We start from the raw sequence: 19482 nt of genomic DNA on the forward strand, positions 1-19482 counted from the left end.
TCAGGCGAGTGGCTCGGTCTCTGCGGCGCCGTCGGCACCGCGGATGGCCGGGCTCAACATCGCGAGCACCGCCATGAGCGCCATTGCCGCGCCTATCGCGGCAATGCCCTGTCGCGGCGTGAGAGTCGTGAGGAGAAGGCCCGCCGCCACCCAGCCCAGTGCCATCGCACCGGAACTCACCAGGTTCGCGACGCTGGAGACCCGCCCCTGCATCGTCGGTGGGGTTATCCGCATGACGTACACGATCGCCGGCACGTTGAACACTCCCCCGACATAGCCACTAGCAGCGAAAACCGCGCCCATTGCAAAGACATTGTGTGCGGCGGCGAGGAGGGGAGTCACTATGGCCCACACCATTGTTCCGACGAGCAGGATGCGGCGTAGGCTCCAGACGCGCATCCACTTGGTCGCGGTGAGCGCGCCCAGCAGGCCGCCGACCGCGGAGCAGGCGAGGACCACCCCGACCAGCCCCTTCGGCCGCCCCTCGTCGCGGAACAACGGCAGCAGCGCGAACACCAGCATCTGGTAGAGCATGTTCGTGCCCGCGAGGACGAGCATGACGGTCCGCAGGAAGCGCTGCCGCCACAGCCACGAGAGCCCGTCGGCGATCTCGGAGCGCACGGCGGCCGGCGGCGTACCGCGCTCGACCTGGAACCGCGTCCGGATGCCGAGCAGCGACACCAGCGACACCAGGTGGGCCCCCACGCTGAAGACCAGGGGGATCGCGTTGCCGACCGCGAACAGGCCGCTGCCCGTGGGCTGGCCGATCATCGCGGCGCCGCGCGTCCGCGCCTCGTTGCGGCTGTAGGCCGCGCCGAGCTGCTCGGCGACCACCAGATGCGGGACGGCGGAGCGCTCCGCGAGCTGGTAGAAGACCAGCAGGCTGCCCTCGATGAAGGCCACCGCGAACAGGTGCGGCATCCAGAGCCGTCCGGTGGCGACCGGGATGGCGAGGCTGCCGAGGGCCAGCACGCAGCCGAGCTCGCAGACGAGCATGAGCCGGCGCCGGTCGAAGCGGTCGACGTACGCCCCGGCGGGCAGCTGCATCAGCAGCTGCGGCAGGAGCGCGGTGAAGCCGATCAGGCCGGCCGTGGTCTTGGACCCGCTGCTCCACAGCACGAGCATCGGGTAGACCAGTGCGGTCACCCGCGAGCCAAGGAACGAGAAACCCGCGCCTACCCACAGCAGACCGAAGTCGCGGTTCCGCCGCAGGGTCATCGGCGTCTTGTCGGCGATCGCGGTCACGCGAGGCACCACTCCAGTGCCGCCATGGCGCTGTGCATCTTGTGCTCGGCCTGCCGGAAGGCGACGCTGGCCGGGCCGTCGAGCACGTCGGCGGTCACTTCGTCGCCCCGGTGCGCGGGAAGGTCGTGCATGAAGACGGCCTTCGGGCTGGTCTCCCACAGCTCCGCGGAGACCTGGAACGGCGCGAACACCCGCCGCCAGTCCGGGTCCGGTTTGCTCGTTCCGGTGGTCTGCCAGCGCGTGGTGTAGATGGCGTCGAAGTCGCCGGGCAGGTCGCGCATGTCGTGCCGCTCGGTGACGACGGCGCCGCTGCGCTCGGCGTTCGCCCGCGCCCGCTCGGTGTACTCGGCGGGCAGGCCGTACCCCGGCGGCGTGCGCAGCTCCAAATGGACGCCGGGGTACCGGCTGAGCGCGAGCGCGAGGGCGGTGGCGCTGTTGTTGCCCTCCCCCACGTAGAGCACGCGCAGGTCCTCGATCCGGCCGAAGTGCTCCTGCAGGGTGGTCAGGTCGGCGAGTGCCTGGGTCGGGTGCTCGGCGGCGCTCATGGCGTTGATCACCGCCATCGTGTCCTGCGCCGCGAACGCGAGCAGCTCCTCGGTGCTGCCCGTGGTGCGCGCGACGAGGGCGTCGATCATGCCGGACAGCACGCGGCCGGTGTCCTCGGCGGTCTCCCCCGTGACCAGCTGCATGTCCTCCGGGCCGTAGGCGATCACCTGCGCGCCGAGGCGCAGCGCGCCCGCGGTGAACGCGGTCCGGGTACGGGTCGAGGTCTTGCGGAAGTAGGTGCCGACGATCCGCCCGGCCAGGCTGCGTTCGCGGTGCCCGGCGGCGAACCGCACGGCACGTGCCACCACGTCATGGAGATCGTCGTCGGGCAGGTCCGATACCGAGATCAGATGTCTCATGCGTCCTTGGTAATGGGGCGGCATCTACGCGTTCCATACTCCGCCCAGGGCCAGCAGCGCGGCGAGCTCGTCGTCCCCGGTCAGGTCCGCGTCCGCGACGACGGCGTCCGGGTCGGTGACCGCGGCGCGGACGAAGCGCTGGTAGTGCTCGGCGAAGCGGTCGATGGTGGCGGCGTCGAAGAGGTCCGAGTCGTACGCGCAGACTATGTCGATGCCCGCGTCGCTCTGTTCGAGCCGGACGACCAGGTCCAGCTGCCCCTCCTGCGACGGGACGTCCATGAGCGCGACGGTCAGGCCGCCGTACTCGACCGTCGGGCCGGTGTCCTCGCCGGCGGCCGCGTTCGGGATGTTCGGCTCGCGCCGGTCCATCGCCACCAGCAGGACCGCGAGGCGGAACAGCGGCGCGCCGCCGCCGAGCAGCCCGCAGGGGTAGCGCACGTGCAGCATTCCGGCGCGGATCTGCGCACCGGCCGAGACGATCGCGTCCCGGAACGTCGTGGCCGGGGTGAACCGCGCCCGGATGGGCACCGGGTTGACGAAGGCGCCGACGACCTCCCGGAGCTCGCGGCCCATCCGGTTGGTGGCCGGGCAGCCGATGAGGAAGTCGTCCCGCCCGGAGTACCGCCGGACCAGGGCGGCGAAGGTCCCCAGCAGGTAGGCGAACGGCGTGACGCCCGCGGCCTCGGCGGCGCCGGGCAGCCGCTCGGCGACGTCCGCGGCCAGCCGGACCTTGCGGGTGGCGCCCACGTGCCGGGACAGCGCCGGGCGCGGCCGGTCGGCCGGCAGCTCCGCCGCCGACGCACCCTCGATCCGCTCGGCCCAGTACGCGCGGGAGCGCGCTCCGACCGCCGAGGCGACCACCCGGGCCTCCTCGTCGACGAACAGGTCGTAGTCGCCGGACGGCTCCGGCAGGCGGCCCTGCCCGTAGGCCGCCAGCAGGTCGCGCACGATCAGCCAGTGGGAGGCGAAGTCACCGGCGATGTGGTGCGCGACCGGGAGGAGCACGGCGTCGTCGGGGGCCAGCCGCAGCAGCCCGACCCGGAACGCGCCCTCGGCCAGGTCGAAGGGACGGTCGACGTAGGCGCGGGCGGCGGCGCGCAGGCCGGCCGCCGTCACGTCCTGGACCTCCAGCCGGGCGAGCGGCTCGCCGGCCGGCACCCGGCGCGGCTCACCGTCGAGCTCGACGAACCGGGTCCGCAGCAGCTCGTGCCGCGCGCCCACCGCCTCGACGGCCCGCTCCAGGGCCGCGACGTCGTACGGGGAACGGATGCGGATCGCGAGCACCAGGTTGTACGCCGCGCTCGCCGGGGCCAGCCGATGCTCCAGCCACATGGTCTGCTGAATGACGGACAGCGGCTTGGAAACGACCGGCATGTCCTACAGCGCCTCTTCGATGACGGCGTAGATGCCGGCCAGCGTGGTCATCCGGACCATCTCCTCCGGATCGATCAGGACCCCGCAGACCCGTTCGATCGACGCGAGGACGTCGACGTACTGCAGCGAGTCGGCGCCGTGGTCCTCGATGAACCGGCTGTTCAGCGTGACGTTGTCCGGGCTCGTCTTCAGGATGTCGCAGACGATGTCCTTGATCTCCGCGCGAAGCGGCTCGTCGAGAGCGACAGCTCGCTCGACCATGCGCGCCTCCCTTTCGATAATCGGCGTCAATTTTCGGCCGACCACCTATACGCGGCCTATATCGGCCACCTATAGGGCAGATATAGCGATCCAATACACGATAAACACCTATTGCCGCCTAAATAGGGAAGGTACGGTCATCGATGGACAATCGAATTAGCAACGTGGTGATCCTCGGCGGCGGTACGGCGGGCTGGATGACGGCCGCGTACCTGGGCAAGGCGCTCGAGGAGAACGTCAAGATCACCGTGCTGGAGGCCCCCGCGATCCCCCGCATCGGCGTGGGAGAGGCCACGGTCCCCAATCTCCAGCGGGCGTTCTTCGACTTCCTCGGCCTGCGGGAAGAGGACTGGATGCCCGAATGCAACGCGGCATTCAAGACCGCCGTCAAATTCATCAACTGGCGCACGCCGGGCGAGAGCAGCACGCAGGCCCGGCCGCTGGGCTCGCGCACCGACCACTTCTTCCACCCCTTCGGGCTGCTGCCCTCCCAGGACGGCGTCCCCCTGTCGCACTACTGGTTCAACGACTTCCAGGCCGGCCGCACCGACGAGCCGTTCGACTACGCCTGCTTCCGCGAGCCGCCGATGATGCAGGCCAACCGGGCGCCACGCTGGCTCGACGGCCGGCGGGCGACCAACTACGCCTGGCACTTCGACGCGCACCTCGTGGCCGACTTCCTGCGCCGCTTCGCGACCGAGAAGCAGGGCGTCATCCACGTCCAGGACGAGATGACGCACCTCGACCAGGACTCGCGCGGCTTCATCACCGCCCTGCACACCAAGTCGGGCCAGGTCCTCGAAGGCGACCTGTTCATCGACTGCTCCGGCTTCCGCGGCCTCCTCATCAACCAGGCCCTGCGCGAGCCGTTCATGGACATGAGCGACCACCTGATCAACGACCGCGCCGTGGCCACCTCGCTCCCCAACGACGACGAGAAGACCGGCGTCGAGCCGTACACCTCGGCGATCGCGATGAAGTCCGGCTGGTCGTGGAAGATCCCGATGCTCGGCCGGCACGGCACCGGTTACGTCTACTCCAGCCGCTTCGCGACCCAGGACGAGGCCACGCTGGAGTTCGCGAAGATGTGGGGGATCGACCCGGAGAACACGCAGTTCAACCAGGTCCGCTTCCGCGTCGGGCGCAACCGCCGCGCCTGGGTGCGCAACTGCGTCAGCATCGGCCTGGCCTCCTGCTTCCTGGAGCCGCTGGAGTCGACCGGGATCTACTTCATCACCGCCGCCATCTACCACCTGGCCAAGCACTTCCCGAACAAGAACTTCGACCCGATCCTGATCGACCGGTTCAACACCGAGATCGAGACGATGTTCGACGACACCCGGGACTTCATCCAGGCGCACTTCTACTTCGCCCCGCGCGCGGACACGCCGTTCTGGCAGGCGAACAAGGAACTGCACCTCCCGGAGGCGATCCAGGAGAAGGTCGCGATGTACCGGGCGGGCCTGCCGGTGAACGCCCCGACGACCAGCGAGGACGGCTACTACGGCAACTTCGAGGCCGAGTTCCGTAACTTCTGGACGAACGGCAGCTACTACTGCATCTTCACCGGTCTCGGCCTGCTCCCCGACCAGGTCCTGCCGTCACTGGCGCACCGGCCGTCGGCGGTGGAGGGCGCGGCGCCGCTGTTCGAGAAGGTCAAGCAGGAGCAGCAGGAGCTCGTCACCACCCTGCCCAGCAACTACGACTACCTGCGGCAGCTCCACAACGTGTGAGGGTGGCCGCCGTTCCATGCGCACGGGCCCGGCGGGGGCGTACGTCCCCCGCCGGCCGTGGAAGGGACCGTGATGGGTGATCTGCGCACGATGATGGCGGCGTTCCCGACCGGGGTGGGCATCGTGGCCGCGGTCGGAGCCGACGACCGGCCGTGGGGCATGACCTGCACCTCGATCGCGAGCGTGGCCCTGGACCCGCCGTGCCTCCTGGTGTGCCTGCGCCGGGGCAGCCCGACGCTGACCGCGATCCTGGAGCACGGCGGCTTCGCGCTCAACCTGCTCCGGGCCGACGCCCAGGCGGCCGCCGAGCTGTTCGCCTCCGGCGCCCCGGACCGCTTCCAGCGCGTCCGCTGGACGATGAACCCGGGCGCCGAGGGTCCGCACCTGGAGGACGTCGCCCACAGCACCGCGGACTGCCGCCTGCTGCACCAGACCACCATCGGTGACCACACCGTCGTCTACGGGCAGGTCACCCGGATCAACGAACGTGGCGATGTCCGACCTCTGATGTACGGTTTGCGGGAGTTTGCGCAGTGGCCCGCCTCCGTGCTCCTGTCCCGAGGGATCTGACGATTCGAGGTGTCAATGCCTCTCGCCCTGACGACCACTCCGCCGTCCCTCTCCTCGCATCAGAGCCTCGTCTTCCTGCTTCAACTGGCATTACTCGCCCTGGCGGCGCTGGGCATGGGCCGGCTGGCCGAGCGCGTCGGGCTGCCCGCCGTGGCCGGAGAACTCGTCACCGGCGTGCTCCTCGGCCCCACGGTGCTCGGTCAGGCCCTGCCTCACGTCTCCGGCTGGCTGTTCCCGCCGCGGGCCGGCCAGAGCGGCCTGCTGGACGCGGTGAGCCTGCTCGGGTCGGTCCTGCTGGTCGGCCTGACCGGCGCCCACCTCGACCTGTCCCTCCTGCGGCGCCGGGCCCGTGCGGCGGCCTGGGTCGGCGGGGCCTCGCTCGTGGTACCGCTCGGCGCCGGCCTCGCGACCGGGTTCCTGCTGCCGTCCGCCCTGCACGGGGTCCACGGTTCGACCACGGCGTTCGCCGCGTTCATCGGGACCGCGCTGTGCGCGAGCGCCATCCCGGTGATCAGCAAGACGCTGGCCGACATGAAGCTGCTGCACCGGGACATCGGTCAGCTGATCATCGCGGCGGCGGTGGTCGACGACGCGTTCGGGTGGTTCCTGCTGTCCATCGTCGCGGCCATGGCGGGCGACGGCGCGATCGCGGGCCGGGTGTCCATGACGCTCTGCTACCTCGTCGGATTCATCCTCGTCATGGCGTTCGCCGGGCGGCGCGTCGTCCGGTACGCGTTCCGTCTCGCCTCCGGTCCCGGCCCGGCCACCGCGGTCGCCGTGGGCGTGATGCTCCTGAGCGCGTCGGCCACGGCGGCGTTCGGGCTCGATCCGGTGTTCGGCGCCTTCATCGGCGGGGTGCTGATCAGCGCCGCCGGGTCGGAGGCGCGGGAGCGGCTGGCGGGCCTGGAGACCGTGGTCATGTCCGTCCTGGCACCGATCTTCCTCGCCACGGCCGGCCTCAAGATGGACCTGACGGTGCTCGGCCGGCTCCCGATCCTCCTCGCGTTCCTGGCGGTCCTGGCGGTCGCGGTCGCCACCAAGTTCGCCGGCGCGCACCTCGGCGGCGCGGCCTGCCGCCTGCCGCGCTGGGAGCGCGTCGCGCTCGGCGCCGGCCTGAACTCGCGCGGCGTGGTGGGGATCGTCATCGCCGCGACCGGACTCCGGCTCGGTGTGGTCAGCCCGGCGGGGGCCACGGTCATCGTCCTCATCGGGATCGCCACGTCCCTGCTCGCTCCCCCGCTGCTGCGCCGGTCGGTGGCGAAGGGGGACAGCGCCGAGGAACGCCTGCGCGAGGCCGAGATGGACGAGTGGCTCCGCTCCTCTTCTACCGGAACGCCACCGGCAGACGACAGTACCCGTACATGAAGTTGGAGTAGACCTGCTGCGGCTCGCCGAGCAGCTCGATCACCCCGACCGTCTCGCGCACCGTCTCCACCATCGCCCGCAGCTGCTCCCGGCCGAGGAACGCGCCCATGCAGAAGTGCGTGCCGTGACCGAAGGTGAGGTGCTTGTTCGGGGTGCGCGCCAGGTCGAACCGCTCCGGCTCGGGGAACACCCGCTCGTCGTAGTTGGCCGAGGTGTTCCAGACGGTCACGGCGTCGCCGGCCGGGATGAGCGTGCCGCCGACCTCCACGTCGACGCGGGCGGTGCGGCCGAAGTGCATGGCCGGCGTCGTCCAGCGCAGGATCTCCTCCACCGCGGACTCCGCCGAGACGTCACCGTTCTTCAGCGCCGCCCACTGCTCCGGGTGCCCGGCGAAGGCGTGGATCGCGCCGGTCGAGCTCAGCCGGCTGGACTCGTCGCCGCCGATGATGAGGCTGTAGCAGTTGTAGACCACCTCCTCGTGGGTGAGGAAGCTCGTCGCCAGGGTGCTGACGACGTCCTCGCCGGGGTGTTCGCGGCGCTCGGCGGCCAGGTCCGTGAAGTACAGCAGCATCTCGTTGCGGGCGAGGACCATCTCGGTCTGGTCGGGCGCGGCCGTGTCGGAGCTGAGGACCGACTTGCTCAGGCCGAGCAGCTCCTGCCGGTCCCCCTCGGGGATGTCGAGCAGGTCGCAGATGGTGCCGATGGGGATCTGCTCGGCGACGTCGACGGCGTAGTCGAACTCGCCGCGCTCCATGGCCTCGGCGACGAGACGCCGGATGCGCACCTTGATCCGCTCGGCGACGTGGCCCAGGACCCGCGGGGAGAAGGCCTTGAGCATCAGCTGCCGGACCTCACGGTGCCGCTGCCCGTCGGTGACCGCGAGCATCTTCCCCGACGCCGAGTCGCCACCCGTGAGCAGCGTGGTGAGCAGGTTGCCCCGCTCGGTGGTGAAGCTCCGGTGGTCGCGGTAGACCGCGATCACGTCCGCGTAGCGGGACACGGCCCAGAACCCCGGCCGGTCGCCGCGCGGCGGCTGGAACCGGACCGGCCGCTCGTCGCGGAAGCGGCGCCACAGGGCGACCAGGTCGATGTCGCGGAACGTCGTGACGTCGGAGAGGTCCACGGCGTCGAGGTCGAGCGCCTCGACGTCGGCGGCGGCCGGTTTCACGCCGGCCGGCGAGGTGTTCGTCACTGGATCTCCTGGGCTTCGGCGGCGATCTGTCCGAGCGTGGCGTTGGCCCGCAGGAGGCCGCGGGGCAGGTCCAGGCCCCGTCGTTCCGCCTCGGCGAGCACCTGCAGGATCAGCAGGGAGTCCGCGCCGAGGTCGAACAGGCGGTCCTCGACACCGACGACCGGCGCGCCGGTCAGGCGGGACCAGATCTCGGCGAGGATCCGTTCCGCGTCGCTCGCCGGCGGCCCGCCCCGGCCGGCGCCGGGTCGCGGAGGCGCGGGCAGGGCGTTGCGGTCCAGCTTGCCGTTGCGGGTGAGCGGCAGGTCGGGCAGGACGATGACGGCCGCCGGGACCAGGTACCCCGGCAGGACACGGGTCAGCGCGCCGCGGACGTCCTCCGCGTCCGCCGAGGTGACCACGTACGCGACGAGCGCCCCGTCGTGGAGCACGACGGCGGCGCGCTCGACCCGCGGATCGGCCAGCAGGGCGGCCTCGACCTGCGCGGGCTCGACCCGGTGGCCGCGCACCTTCACCTGGTCGTCGGTCCGGCCGGCGAACTCCAGGCGGCCGTCCGGCGTCATCCGGGCGAGGTCGCCGGTCCGGTACAGCCGCGCGCCCGGCGGGCCGTACGGGTCGGGCACGAAGCGCTCGGCGGTCCGGCCCGGCGCGCCGGCGTACCCGCGCGCGAGCCCGGCCCCGCCGACGTACAGCTCGCCGACCACTCCGGTCTGCACCGGGAGCAGCTCGGCGTCGAGGATCTGGACGACCGTGCCGGGGATCGGCGCGCCCAGCGGCGCCGTGATGGTGCCGTCGACGCGCTCGCCGCAGACGCCGACGGTCGCCTCCGTCGGCCCGTACTCGACGCGCAGTCCGGGCAGCCGCCCGGCGATGGACGGGTTCAGCGCCTCGCCGGCCGAGACCAGGACGCCGGCGAGTCCCCTGGTCGCCTCGGGCCCGAGCCGGTCCAGCAGGAGGCCGAGGTGGCTCGCGGTCAGCATCACGAAGCCGTACGGCGCGTGCCGGAGCAGCTCCGGCCCGAGGTCGGCCGGGTCCAGGTCCTGCGGGAGCACGCACACCGGCTGCCCGGCGAGGAGCGGGGCGAGCAGGTTCGGCACGGTGATGTCGAAGGCGATCGAGGAGAAGACCGGCGCCCCGCCGGGACTCCCGGCGTAGGTGGTGACGGCCCAGTCGAGGTAGTTCGCCAGGGCCCGCCGCGTGACCGTGACGGCGTTCGGCCGGCCCGTGGAGCCCGAGGTGTGGATGACGTACGCCGCCGCGTCGGGATCCGTCGCGGGAGCGACCGACGGTGCCTCGGGCAGCTCCGCCACGAGGACGGGCTCGGCCTCCCGTACCCGGCCGGCGTGCTTCGCCGAGGTGAGCACGAGCGCGGTGCCGCCGAATGCCTCGACCGGCCCGTCCGTGAGGTGCGCCGGATCGACGGGGACGTACGCCGCGCCGGCCTTCAGCACCCCGGCGACCGAGGCGACCAGGTCGAAGCCCCGGTCGAGCAGGACGCCCACGGTGGACTCGGTTCCCAGGCCGCGCTCGCGCAGGTGAGACGCGACCCGGTTCGCGCGGTCGGCCAGCTCGCCGAAGGTGTGGGTCCGGCCGTCCGCGATCACCGCGACGGCGTCCGGGTCCCCGTTCGCGAGGAGGTCGCCGAGGTCGCCGGGCTCCCGCTCGGCGCCGTGCAGGCGGGGCGATCCGGGCAGCGCGAGGCTCCGGGGGTCGCCGTCCGGGTCGGCCGCCATCGCCTCCAGGACCGCGCGGTAGAGGCCTGCGAGCCGCGCGGCGTTGTCCTGGCTCAGCACGGCGGGCGTGCTCGCGATGCTCAGGTTGCCCTTGTTCGGCGTGCCGACGACGAGGCCGAACTCGTTGGGGCTGTCGTCGATGCAGGCCTCCACGTCCACCAGCGTCCGGTCCACCTGGTGGAAGTCGAGGTAGTGGAAGAGCACGTCCACGGGCCGTCCGCCGCCGGCCAGCGCGGGCATGGCCGGCATCGGGAAGTGCCGGTGCGGCCACATCGTGATCTCCGAGTCGAAGGTCTCCCGCACCAGCTCCCGCCAGCTCCGCGCGCCACGGGAGTGCGGGAACGGCACGGAGTTGAGGTACATCCCCGAGACCCGGTCGAAGCCCGGCAGCTCGGGCCGCCCGTCGCAGACGACGCCGCTGTGGAACGACTTCTCCGGCGTCAGGCGGCTCAGCACGTACAGGTGCGCGGCGTGCAGGACGCTCTTGTACGGCGCGTCGGCGGCCGTCGCCAGCGCGCGCAGCGCCTCCTCGATGTCGTGCAGCGGGATCGTGAGCTGGTAGCGCTCCGTGCCGCCCGCCGGGTCGGCCCACGCGTCCGGGACGGTGAACCTGCCGTGCTCCGTCAGGACGCCCGTCCAGTACTCCCGGTCCTCGGCCGAGTCGAGCGCCTTCAGCTCGGTGGCGATGAAGTCGGCGTACCGCGCGGCGACGGGTTCGGCGTCCTCGGGCGGCAGGCCGTCGCGGATCCGCTGGTAGGCGCGCAGCATCTCCATGAGCTGGGAGTGGTAGCTCCAGCCTTCCAGGATCGGATGGCACTCGGTGATGGACAGCCACCAGCTCTCGTCGTCACACAGGTGGACGTGCATCCGCATGAGCGGCGGGTTCTCCAGGTCGAACAGCACCGCGCGCTCCGCCGCGCAGTGCGCCAGCAGCTCCGCGTGGCGGGCGTCCGGGTCCAGGTGCCGCAGGTCGGTGAACCCGACGGGCATCTCCGCGTGCGGCCGCACCAGCTGCAACGGCACCGAGTAGGAGGTGAGGTCGTACGCGGTGCGCATCACCTCGTGGCGCGCGACGATCAGGTCCGCGGCCGCGAGGAAGGCGTCCAGGGAGAACGGCACCGCGTCCAGGATCCGGAACGCGGTGATGTTGTGGTAGTGGTTCTCCTCGCCGCCCGCGAGCATCTCCAGCAGCATGCCGCGCTGGGTCAGCGAGATCGGGTAGGCGTCGGCCAGGTCCGGGGGGAGGGCGGCGCGGTCGGCGGGGTCCAGCAGCGCGAACGGCGCGACGGTGGTGTCCGACGGCTCCGCGGCGCCGACGCCGTCGGCCAGCTCCGCGAGCGCGGCGATGGTGCGCGCGGCGAACACGTCCTTCACGCCGAGGTCGAAGCCCGCGTCGCGCAGCGCGCCGGCCAGCCCCACGGCGCTGATCGAGTCGCCGCCGAGGTCGAAGAAGCTGTCCTCGGCGCCGGGCCGGTCGACCTTGAGCACCTGGGACCAGATCCGCGCGATCAGCTCCTGCGTCGGACCGCTCGGCGCCGCGTACCCGGTGTCGGTCAGCGCCTCGCGCCCCGGCGCGGGCAGGGCCCGGCGGTCGACCTTCCCGTTGGCCGTCAACGGGATCGCGTCGAGCGTGACGAACGCCGACGGCACCATGTACGACGGCAGCGCACGCGCGGCCCGCCGGCGCAGGCCCTCGTGCTCGGCGTCGCCGACGACGTACGCGACGAGCCGGTCCTCGCGCAGGGCGACGACCGCGTCCCGTACGCCGCTGTCGGCGGTGAGCACGGCCTCGATCTCGTCGAGTTCGATCCGGTAGCCTCGCAGCTTGACCTGGTGGTCGACGCGGCCGGCGAAGTCGACCGAGCCGTCCGGCAGGACGCGGGCCAGGTCGCCGGTGCGGTAGAGGCGCGAGCCCGGCTCGCCGTACGGGTCCGGCAGGAACTTCTCGGCGGTCAGGCCGGGGCGGCCGACGTAGCCGCGGGCCAGGCCGACGCCGCCGATGTAGACCTCGCCGACCACGCCGACCGGCGCGGGGAGCATGGCCTCGTCCAGCACGTACATGGTCGTGCCGGGGATCGGCGCGCCGATCGGCACCAGCTCGGTGGTCGACTCGCCGACGTCGAACTGCGCGGAGTTGCCGACCGTGATCTCGGTGGGGCCGTACTCCGCGGCCAGTGGCGGCCCGCCGAGCTCGGCCCAGCGCCGTACGAGGCGGTGCGGGAACTCGTCCCCGGCCGCGATGACCAGGTCCGCGAACGACCGCGCCTGCTCCGGCGTCAGCTGCCGGCTGAGCAGGTCCAGGTGGCCGGGGGTCAGCTTGACGAACCCGTACGGCGCGCCGGCCGCGAGCAGTTCGCCCAGCTCGGCGGGGTCAAAGTCGTCCGGGATCAGGCGGACGCTCTGGCCGACCAGCAGGGGCGCGAACAGGTTCGGCACGCCCAGGTCGAAGGCGATGGAGGAGAAGAACGGCGCTCCGCCGCGGGGCCCCGCGTAGCGGCTGACCGCCCAGGCCAGGTAGTTGGCCAGTCCGCGGTGCGTGACCGCCACGCCCTTGGGCCGTCCCGTGGACCCCGACGTGTACATGACGTAGGCGAGGCTGTCGGGGTCGGCGTCGTACGCGACCGGTGTCGTGGGCAGGGCGCCGACGTCGGCGTCCTCGTCCACGACGACGGTCGCGCCGGAGTTCGCCAGCATGTAGGCGACGCGGTCCTCGGGATAGGAGACGTCGATCGGCACGTACGCGGCGCCCGTCCTCCACACGCCGAGCAGGCAGGCGACCATGTCGGGCGTGCGGCGCATCCGCACGCCCACGATCGAGTCCGGTCCGGCGCCCTCGCGCAGGAGGTGGTGGGCGTACTGGTTCGCGCGCGCGTCGAGCTCCGCGTAGGTCACCTCGGCGTCGCCGGCCGCCACCGCGACCGCGTCGGGCGCACCGGCGAGGCGGAACCGCAGGCCGGCGGCGGGTTCGGGCGCGCGGAGCAGGCACCGCCGCTCCCGTTCGGGCAGGAAGTCGATGAGCGCGACCGGGGCGTCGGGGTCCGCCGTGGCCCGGTCCAGGAAGAGGGCGTAGTGCTCGGCGATCCGGACCGCCGTCGCCTCGTCGAAGAGCGCCGTGGCGTACTCCAGCTCGCCGGAGATCGCCCCCTCCGCGTCGCGCAGGTGCAGCGTCAGGTCGAACCGCGCGACGCCCTTGCCCGTCGGCAGCGGTTCGGCGGTGACACCGGGCAGCGTCAGGCTCGGGTCCGGTCCGGCGCGCAGGTCCAGCATCACCTGGAACAGTCCCTGATCCCCGGACGGGCGCACCTCGTCGGCGACCGCCAGGAACGGCGTGTCGGCGTTGTCCAGGGCGTCCAGGACCCGGTCGCGGTTGGCCGCCAGCAGTTCGCCGAAGCTCCCGCCGTCCCACCGGGCGCGCAGCACGAGCGTGTTGAAGGCGTAGCCGACGAGGCGCTCCAGCTCCGGGCGGTTCCGGCCGGAGACGGCCGTGCCGACCGCCACGTCCGGCGTGCCGGTGTAGCGCGCGAGCAGCGCCTGGAACGCGGTGAGCAGCACGACGTACGGCGTGGCGCCGTGGCGCGTGGCCAGGTCGCGGATCCGCCGGGCCACGTCGCCGGGCACGGTGACCGGCACCGTGGCCCCGGTCCAGTCGCGCTCCGCCGGGCGCGGGCGGTCCGTGGGCAGTTCCAGCCGGACCGGGTCGGCGAGCTGCTCGCGCCAGTAGCCGAGGTCGAAGGTCTGCGAACGCTCCCACGCCGCGTAGTCGGCGTACTGCACGGACACCGGCGGCAGCCGGTCCGGCCGGTTCCCGACGGCGGCGGCGTAGAGCTCGGACAGCTCTCCCGCGACGATCCCGTGCGTCATGGCGTCGCAGGCGATGTGGTGGAAGAGCGCGAGGAGGACGTGGTCGTCCTCCGCGTACCGGATCAGCCGCACCCGCAGCGGCGCCCGCCGCTCCAGGTCGATCGGGATGGCCGTCTCCCGCTCGAAGATCTCCCGGGTGCGCACGTCCCGGTCGGCCGCGCCGCCCTCCTCGCAGACCGCGAAGTCCACCGCGCCCGGCTCGTGGACCAGCTGCCGCGGCCCGTCGCCGTCCCACGCGTAGGTGGTGCGCAGGATCTCGTGCCGGGCCACCAGGCGCGTCCACGCCTCGGCCAGGGCCGGGACGCGCAGCGCGCCGCGCAGCCGGAACATCATGGGAACGAGGTACTCCGGGTTCTCCGGAGCGGCGGCGTGCAGCGCCAGGAACTGCCGCTGCCCCCAGGACAGCGGCGCCTCCGCACCGCGTTCGGCCCGGCCGACGCCCGGATCGGGACGGCGCGTCCCCTCCAGCCGCTCGCGGACCACCTGGTCCACGGTGCTCATGCCGGGCTGCCCTCCTGCGCGGCCAGCTCCTCCTCGACCGAGGCCCGTACGGCCTCCTCGACGAGGACGGCCATCCCGGCGATGGTCGGGTTGTCGAAGAACGCCCGCATCGAGATCTTCGCGCCGAACTCCCGCCGGACGTCCGAGACGAGCCGGGTGGCGAGCATCGACGTGCCGCCGGCCTGGAAGAAGTCGTCCTCGACGCCGACGAAGCGGTCGAGGACGTCGGCCCACAGGCCGGCGATGCGGTATTCAACCCTGTTCCTGGGCGCACCGGTCATATCTGGTTTCTCCTGTGGGGGCTGCTCCAGCCGGAACAGCGCTTCGTAGTCGATCTTCGAGTTGCGGTTGAGCGGGATCCGGTCGATGGGGACGACCCGGCCGGGCACCATGTAGTCCGGCAGGAAGCGGCCGGCGTGCGCGATCAGCTCGGCCGGCGCCGGCACCTCGCCCACGCAGTACGCCACCACCTGGTCGTCGCGCAGGGCGACCACCGCGGCCCGCACGCCGGGGTACTCGGTGAGCACCGCCTCGATCTCGCCGAGCTCGACCCGGCGGCCGCGTACCTTCACCTGCCGGTCGGCCCGGCCGGCGAAGACGAGCGCGCCGTCGGGCCGTTCGCGGCACAGGTCCCCGGTGCGGTACAGCCGGTTCCCGCCTCCGGTGAAGGGATCCGGTACGAAGCGGGAGGCGGTGAGGCCCGGCCGGCCCATGTATCCGCGCGCGACGCCCGCGCCGCCGATGTACAGCTCGCCGATCGCGCCCGGCGGCACCGGCCGCATCTCCTCGTCGAGCAGGTACACCGACACGTGCGGGTACGGGTGCCCGATGCACGCCGTCTCGGCGTTCGCGGGGACCCGCCAGCGGGTGGCCGCGATGGTCGTCTCGGTGAGCCCGTACTCGTTGAAGAACACCCGGACCCGGGACGCGATCTCGCTGAGGTGCGCGGGGGTCGTCGCCTCGCCGCCGGTGATCGCGGTGACGTCCCGCGCGCCGAACCCGGCGTCGATCAGCATCTGCCAGTGCGGCGGGGAGACCTGCAGGTGGGTCACCGCGTGCTCGTCCATGAGCCGGAGCTGGGCCGCGTGGTCCAGGACCTGCTCGGCGTCCGCGATCACCGTACGGCCGCCGGACGACAGCGGCAGGAACAGCTCGACGCAGGAGATGTCGAAGGTGAACTCGGCCATCGCCAGCCACGCCGAGCGCTCGCCGAAGGCGAGGTTGTCGCGCGCCGCGGCCAGCATGGTCGCGAGCGAGCGGTGCTCCACCTGGACGCCCTTGGGGCGGCCGGTCGACCCGGAGGTGAACATGACGTAGGCCAGCGCGCCGGGGTCGGGCACCGACAGCGGCACCCCCGCCCCGGGTCCGGTCTCCGGCGGCGCCGCGCCGGACTCGGCCTCGGCGAGGAAGTCCTCGTCGATGACCACGCGTGCCGCCGTGACCTCGAGGATGTGCGACCGGCGCTCCGGCGCGTCGGCCGGGCTCACCGGGACGTACGCGCCGCCGGCCTTCCACACGCCGAGCGCCGCGACCACGAAGCCGGTGCCGCGCGGCAGGGAGACCCCGACCACGGTCTCCGGCCCGACGCCCAGGCCGCGCAGCCGGTGGGCCAGCCGTACGGCGCGGCGGTCCAGCTCGCCGTAGGTCAGCGACGTACCCCCGCCGACGAGCGCGATCCGGTCGGGGTCGCGCTCGGCCCACCCGGCGATGTCGCCGTGCACGCAGGTGACCGGCCGCCGCTCGGCGGGCCGGGCCAGCCGCGCCCGTTCCTCGTCGGTCAGCACGTCCAGCTCGGCCAGGCGTACGGCCGGGTCCGCCGCGACCGCCCGGAGCAGGCCGAGGAGATGCCGCCCCATCCGTTCGACGGTCCCCCGGTCGAACAGGGCCGTCGCGTACTCCAGGAACCCGAAGGCCGAGCCGTCGTCCTGCCGCTCCAGCACCAGGGTGAGATCGGTGCGGGCGACCCGCCAGGCCCTGCTCGCGGCCTCCAGGTCGGCGGCGGCGTTGGCCACCCCGGTCAGGCCCGCCTCGTGGAAGTTGAACATCACCTGGTACAGCGGCGTCCGCGACGGATCGCGCTCCGCCTGGAGCTCGTCGATGAGCCAGTCGAACGGCAGCGACTGGTGCGCGAACGCCCCCTGCGTCACGTCGCGCATCCGGCTCACCGCCTCGGCGAAGGTGAGGTCCGCCTCCAGCGCGCAGCGCATCACCACGGTGTTGAGGAACACGCCCACGACGTCGTGGAACTCCGGGCGGGTCCGGCCGGTGACCGACGTGCCGATCGGCACGTCCCAGCCCGCGCCGTACCGCCCCAGCAGGGCGGCCAGCGCGGTCAGCAGCACGGTGTACGGGGTCGCCTGCCGGCGGCGCCCCACCGTCTCCAGTGCCGCCATGAGCTCGGCGGGCACCGCGAACGTGACCGCGGAGCCGAGGGCGTCCCGGCGGGCGGGACGCGGGCGGTCGGTGGGCAGCTCCAGGGGCTTCAGGCCGGCCAGCTGTTCGCGCCAGTAGGCGAGCTGGCTCTCGTCGACGCCGTGCCTGCGGTGCCAGGCCCCGTAGTCGGCGTACTGGATCGGCGGCGGAGCCGACCGCCGGCCCTCGGCCAGGTCGCGGATGTCGCGCGCCAGCACGGCCGAGGACCAGCCGTCGCAGGCGATGTGGTGGATGACGAGCGCCAGCAGGTGGCCCTCGCCGGGGTTGCGGAACAGCACCGCCCGCCACACCGGCCCCTCGGCCAGGTCGAACCCGCGCCCCAGCTCGTCCTCCAGGTCCACCGGGCCGTCCACGACCCGCGCGCCGACCGGGGCGGGCGGGTCGATGACCTGACGCGGTTCGCCGTCGTCGGCGACGTACCGGGTCCGCAGGATCTCGTGCCGTTCCACCAGGGCGGTCAGCACCGCGTCCACGTCCTGCGGCGTCAGGGCCGCGGGCAGCCGGACGAACAGCGGCGCGTTCCACTCCGAACCGCCCGGGTTCATCCGGTCCAGCAGCCAGAACTGGTGCTGCGCCACCGACAGCGGCAGCGGCGCGCTCCGGCTCACCCGCGTCACCGGCGGGACGTCCGCCGTGTCCTCCAGCAGCCGGGCCTGCGCCTCCACCGTGGTCGCGGTGAACAGGGCCGGCAGCGGCACGTCGCCCAGCCGTCCGGCGAGCCGCGTCAGCAGCAGCGACGAGCCGCCGAGATGGAAGAAGTCGTCGTGGACACCGACCTGGGGCAGGTCGAGCAGCTCGGCCCAGGCCCCGGCCACCTCCTTCTCGGCGATCGTGCGCGGCGCGGTGTAGGCCGGCCGGCTCAGGTCCGGTGCCGGCAGGGCGGCGCGGTCGACCTTCCCGTTCGCGGTGAGCGGCAGCTCCGCCAGCTCGACGAACACCGCGGGCACCAGTGCCGCCGGCAGCCGCTCGAACAGGAACTCGCGCGACGGCGCCGCTCCGGCGACATAGGCGACCAGCCTCCCGTCGACGGCGACCACGGCCGCCGCCCGTACCGAGGGGTGCGCGCTCAGGGCCGCCTCCACCTCGCCGGGCTCGACGCGCACCCCGTTCACCTTGAGCTGGGAGTCGAGGCGGCCGAGGTACTCCAGGGTCCGGTCACTGCGCCAGCGGACCTGGTCACCGGTCCGGTAGAGCAGCGCCCCTGCGGGCCCGAACGGGTCGGGGACGAACCGCTCGGCGGTCAGCGCGGGCCGCCCCTGGTAGCCGAGCGCGACGCCGACCCCGCCCGCGTACAGCTCGCCGGGCACGCCGATCGGCACCGGCCGGCCGCGCTCGTCCAGCACGACGACCCGCAGGCCCGGCAGCGGACGGCCAATGGGGACCGGGCCCGTGGTCTGTGCCGGGTCGAAGCGATGCGCGGTGACGTCGATCGAGCACTCCGTCGGGCCGTAGGTGTTCCACAGCTCCACGTCCACCTTGGCGAGCACCTTGTGGCACAGCTCGGCGTGCAGCGCCTCCCCGGCCGAGAACAGCAGCCGCAGCGAATCGCAGCCGGTCCAGTCCTCCTCCACCAGGAGCCGGAGCACGGACGGCACCACCTGGAGCACCGTCACGCCGTGTTCGGCGACCGCGCGCAGCATGACCGCGGGGTCGCGCTCGGCTCCGGGCGGCGCGAGGACGACCACGCCGCCGCTCACCAGCGGCGCCCAGATCTCCCAGCCCGCGGCGTCGAAGCCGATCGTCGTCTTCTGCAGCACCCGGTCCGCGGGGCCGAGCCCGTGCCGCCGCACGGTCCACAGGACGCGGTTGGCGATCCCGGCGTGCGTGATCACCACGCCCTTGGGCGTCCCGGTCGAGCCCGACGTGTACATCACGTACGCCTCGTCGCCCCCGGCGGGGACGTGGGCGACCGGCCCGGCCGGGTCCTCCGCGATCGGGGCGGGCCCGTCCGGGATCTCGGCGAAGAGCTCGGGGGTCAGCTCGGCGGCGGCGGCGCCGTCGGCGAGGATCCGCGCCGACCGTTCGGCGGGACCGGCCGGGTCGATCGGCACGTACGCCGCGCCCGCCTTCCAGACGCCCAGCAGCGCCGCGATCAGCTCGGGGCTTCGCGCCATGCGCACCGCCACGCGCGCTCCCGGCCGGATCCCCCGGCCGCGCAGGAACGCCGCCACCTGCTCGGCCCGGCGTTCCAGCTCGCGATACGTGTAGGAGCGCCGCCCGCCCGGACCGAGCACGGCCAAGGCGTCGGGCGTCCGGCGGACCTGCGCGGCGATGAGCCCGGGCAGCGGGCGGATCTCCTCATCGGACATCGG

General features: G+C 72.9%; 10 protein-coding genes. 3 read left to right on the forward strand and 7 right to left on the reverse strand.

Going from position 1 to position 19482, the window contains the following annotated elements; translation table 11 throughout:
- The 4 genes from NE234_RS21120 to NE234_RS21135 are packed head-to-tail and all read right to left on the reverse strand — an operon-like array spanning position 1 to position 3785.
- Positions 1-1245, reverse strand: coding sequence for an MFS transporter (locus NE234_RS21120; RefSeq protein WP_252782194.1), 1245 nt, complete (start codon positions 1243-1245; stop codon positions 1-3).
- Entirely contained in the window at positions 1242-2150 is a 909-nt protein-coding gene (locus NE234_RS21125; protein WP_252782195.1) for an ornithine carbamoyltransferase, read from the reverse strand. The genes NE234_RS21120 and NE234_RS21125 overlap by 4 nt, the downstream gene beginning before the upstream one ends.
- A gap of 24 nt (positions 2151-2174) precedes the next feature.
- Positions 2175-3524, reverse strand: coding sequence for a condensation domain-containing protein (locus NE234_RS21130; protein ID WP_252782196.1), 1350 nt, complete (start codon positions 3522-3524; stop codon positions 2175-2177).
- A 3-nt stretch (positions 3525-3527) separates the two neighbouring features.
- Positions 3528-3785: an acyl carrier protein gene (locus NE234_RS21135; RefSeq protein WP_252782197.1), complete on the reverse strand. Its 258-nt coding sequence runs from the start codon at positions 3783-3785 to the stop codon at positions 3528-3530.
- Positions 3786-3928: 143 nt separating this feature from the next.
- Here NE234_RS21135 and NE234_RS21140 point away from each other — a divergent pair, with 143 nt between their 5' ends.
- From NE234_RS21140 to NE234_RS21150, 3 genes are all read left to right on the forward strand, one after another.
- Positions 3929-5518, forward strand: coding sequence for a tryptophan halogenase family protein (locus NE234_RS21140; protein WP_252782198.1), 1590 nt, complete (start codon positions 3929-3931; stop codon positions 5516-5518).
- Between the two features lie 72 nt (positions 5519-5590).
- Complete coding sequence (locus NE234_RS21145) at positions 5591-6088, forward strand: flavin reductase family protein (protein ID WP_252782199.1); 498 nt, start codon at positions 5591-5593, stop codon at positions 6086-6088.
- 15 nt (positions 6089-6103) lie between these two features.
- Positions 6104-7453, forward strand: a complete 1350-nt coding sequence (locus NE234_RS21150; RefSeq protein ID WP_252782200.1) for a cation:proton antiporter — start codon at positions 6104-6106, stop codon at positions 7451-7453.
- Here the strand turns inward: NE234_RS21150 and NE234_RS45405 are convergent.
- The 3 genes from NE234_RS45405 to NE234_RS21165 are packed head-to-tail and all read right to left on the reverse strand — an operon-like array spanning position 7413 to position 19479.
- Complete coding sequence (locus tag NE234_RS45405; protein ID WP_252782201.1) at positions 7413-8645, reverse strand: cytochrome P450; 1233 nt, start codon at positions 8643-8645, stop codon at positions 7413-7415. The genes NE234_RS21150 and NE234_RS45405 overlap by 41 nt on opposite strands.
- Positions 8642-14737: a non-ribosomal peptide synthetase gene (locus NE234_RS21160; RefSeq protein ID WP_252782202.1), complete on the reverse strand. Its 6096-nt coding sequence runs from the start codon at positions 14735-14737 to the stop codon at positions 8642-8644. The genes NE234_RS45405 and NE234_RS21160 overlap by 4 nt, the downstream gene beginning before the upstream one ends.
- The gene (locus NE234_RS21165) at positions 14734-19479 is read right to left on the reverse strand and encodes a non-ribosomal peptide synthetase (RefSeq protein WP_252782203.1); all 4746 of its coding nucleotides are present in this window, start codon (positions 19477-19479) and stop codon (positions 14734-14736) included. Before NE234_RS21165 ends, NE234_RS21160 begins: the two co-directional genes overlap by 4 nt.
- Positions 19480-19482: the final 3 nt, after the last annotated feature.

The organism is Actinoallomurus rhizosphaericola (assembly GCF_024055675.1).
Classification (GTDB): Bacteria; Actinomycetota; Actinomycetes; order Streptosporangiales; family Streptosporangiaceae; genus Actinoallomurus; species Actinoallomurus soli.

Bases quoted from the DNA above. Each gene is read 5' to 3' on its own strand.
- NE234_RS21125 (WP_252782195.1), bottom strand. From the start codon at position 2,150: ATGAGACATCTGATCTCGGTATCGGACCTGCCCGACGACGATCTCCAT.
- NE234_RS21130 (WP_252782196.1), bottom strand. From the start codon at position 3,524: ATGCCGGTCGTTTCCAAGCCGCTGTCCGTCATTCAGCAGACCATGTGG.
- NE234_RS21135 (WP_252782197.1), bottom strand. From the start codon at position 3,785: ATGGTCGAGCGAGCTGTCGCTCTCGACGAGCCGCTTCGCGCGGAGATC.
- NE234_RS21140 (WP_252782198.1), top strand. From the start codon at position 3,929: ATGGACAATCGAATTAGCAACGTGGTGATCCTCGGCGGCGGTACGGCG.
- NE234_RS21145 (WP_252782199.1), top strand. From the start codon at position 5,591: ATGGGTGATCTGCGCACGATGATGGCGGCGTTCCCGACCGGGGTGGGC.
- NE234_RS21150 (WP_252782200.1), top strand. From the start codon at position 6,104: ATGCCTCTCGCCCTGACGACCACTCCGCCGTCCCTCTCCTCGCATCAG.
- NE234_RS21160 (WP_252782202.1), bottom strand. From the start codon at position 14,737: ATGAGCACCGTGGACCAGGTGGTCCGCGAGCGGCTGGAGGGGACGCGC.
- NE234_RS21165 (WP_252782203.1), bottom strand. From the start codon at position 19,479: ATGTCCGATGAGGAGATCCGCCCGCTGCCCGGGCTCATCGCCGCGCAG.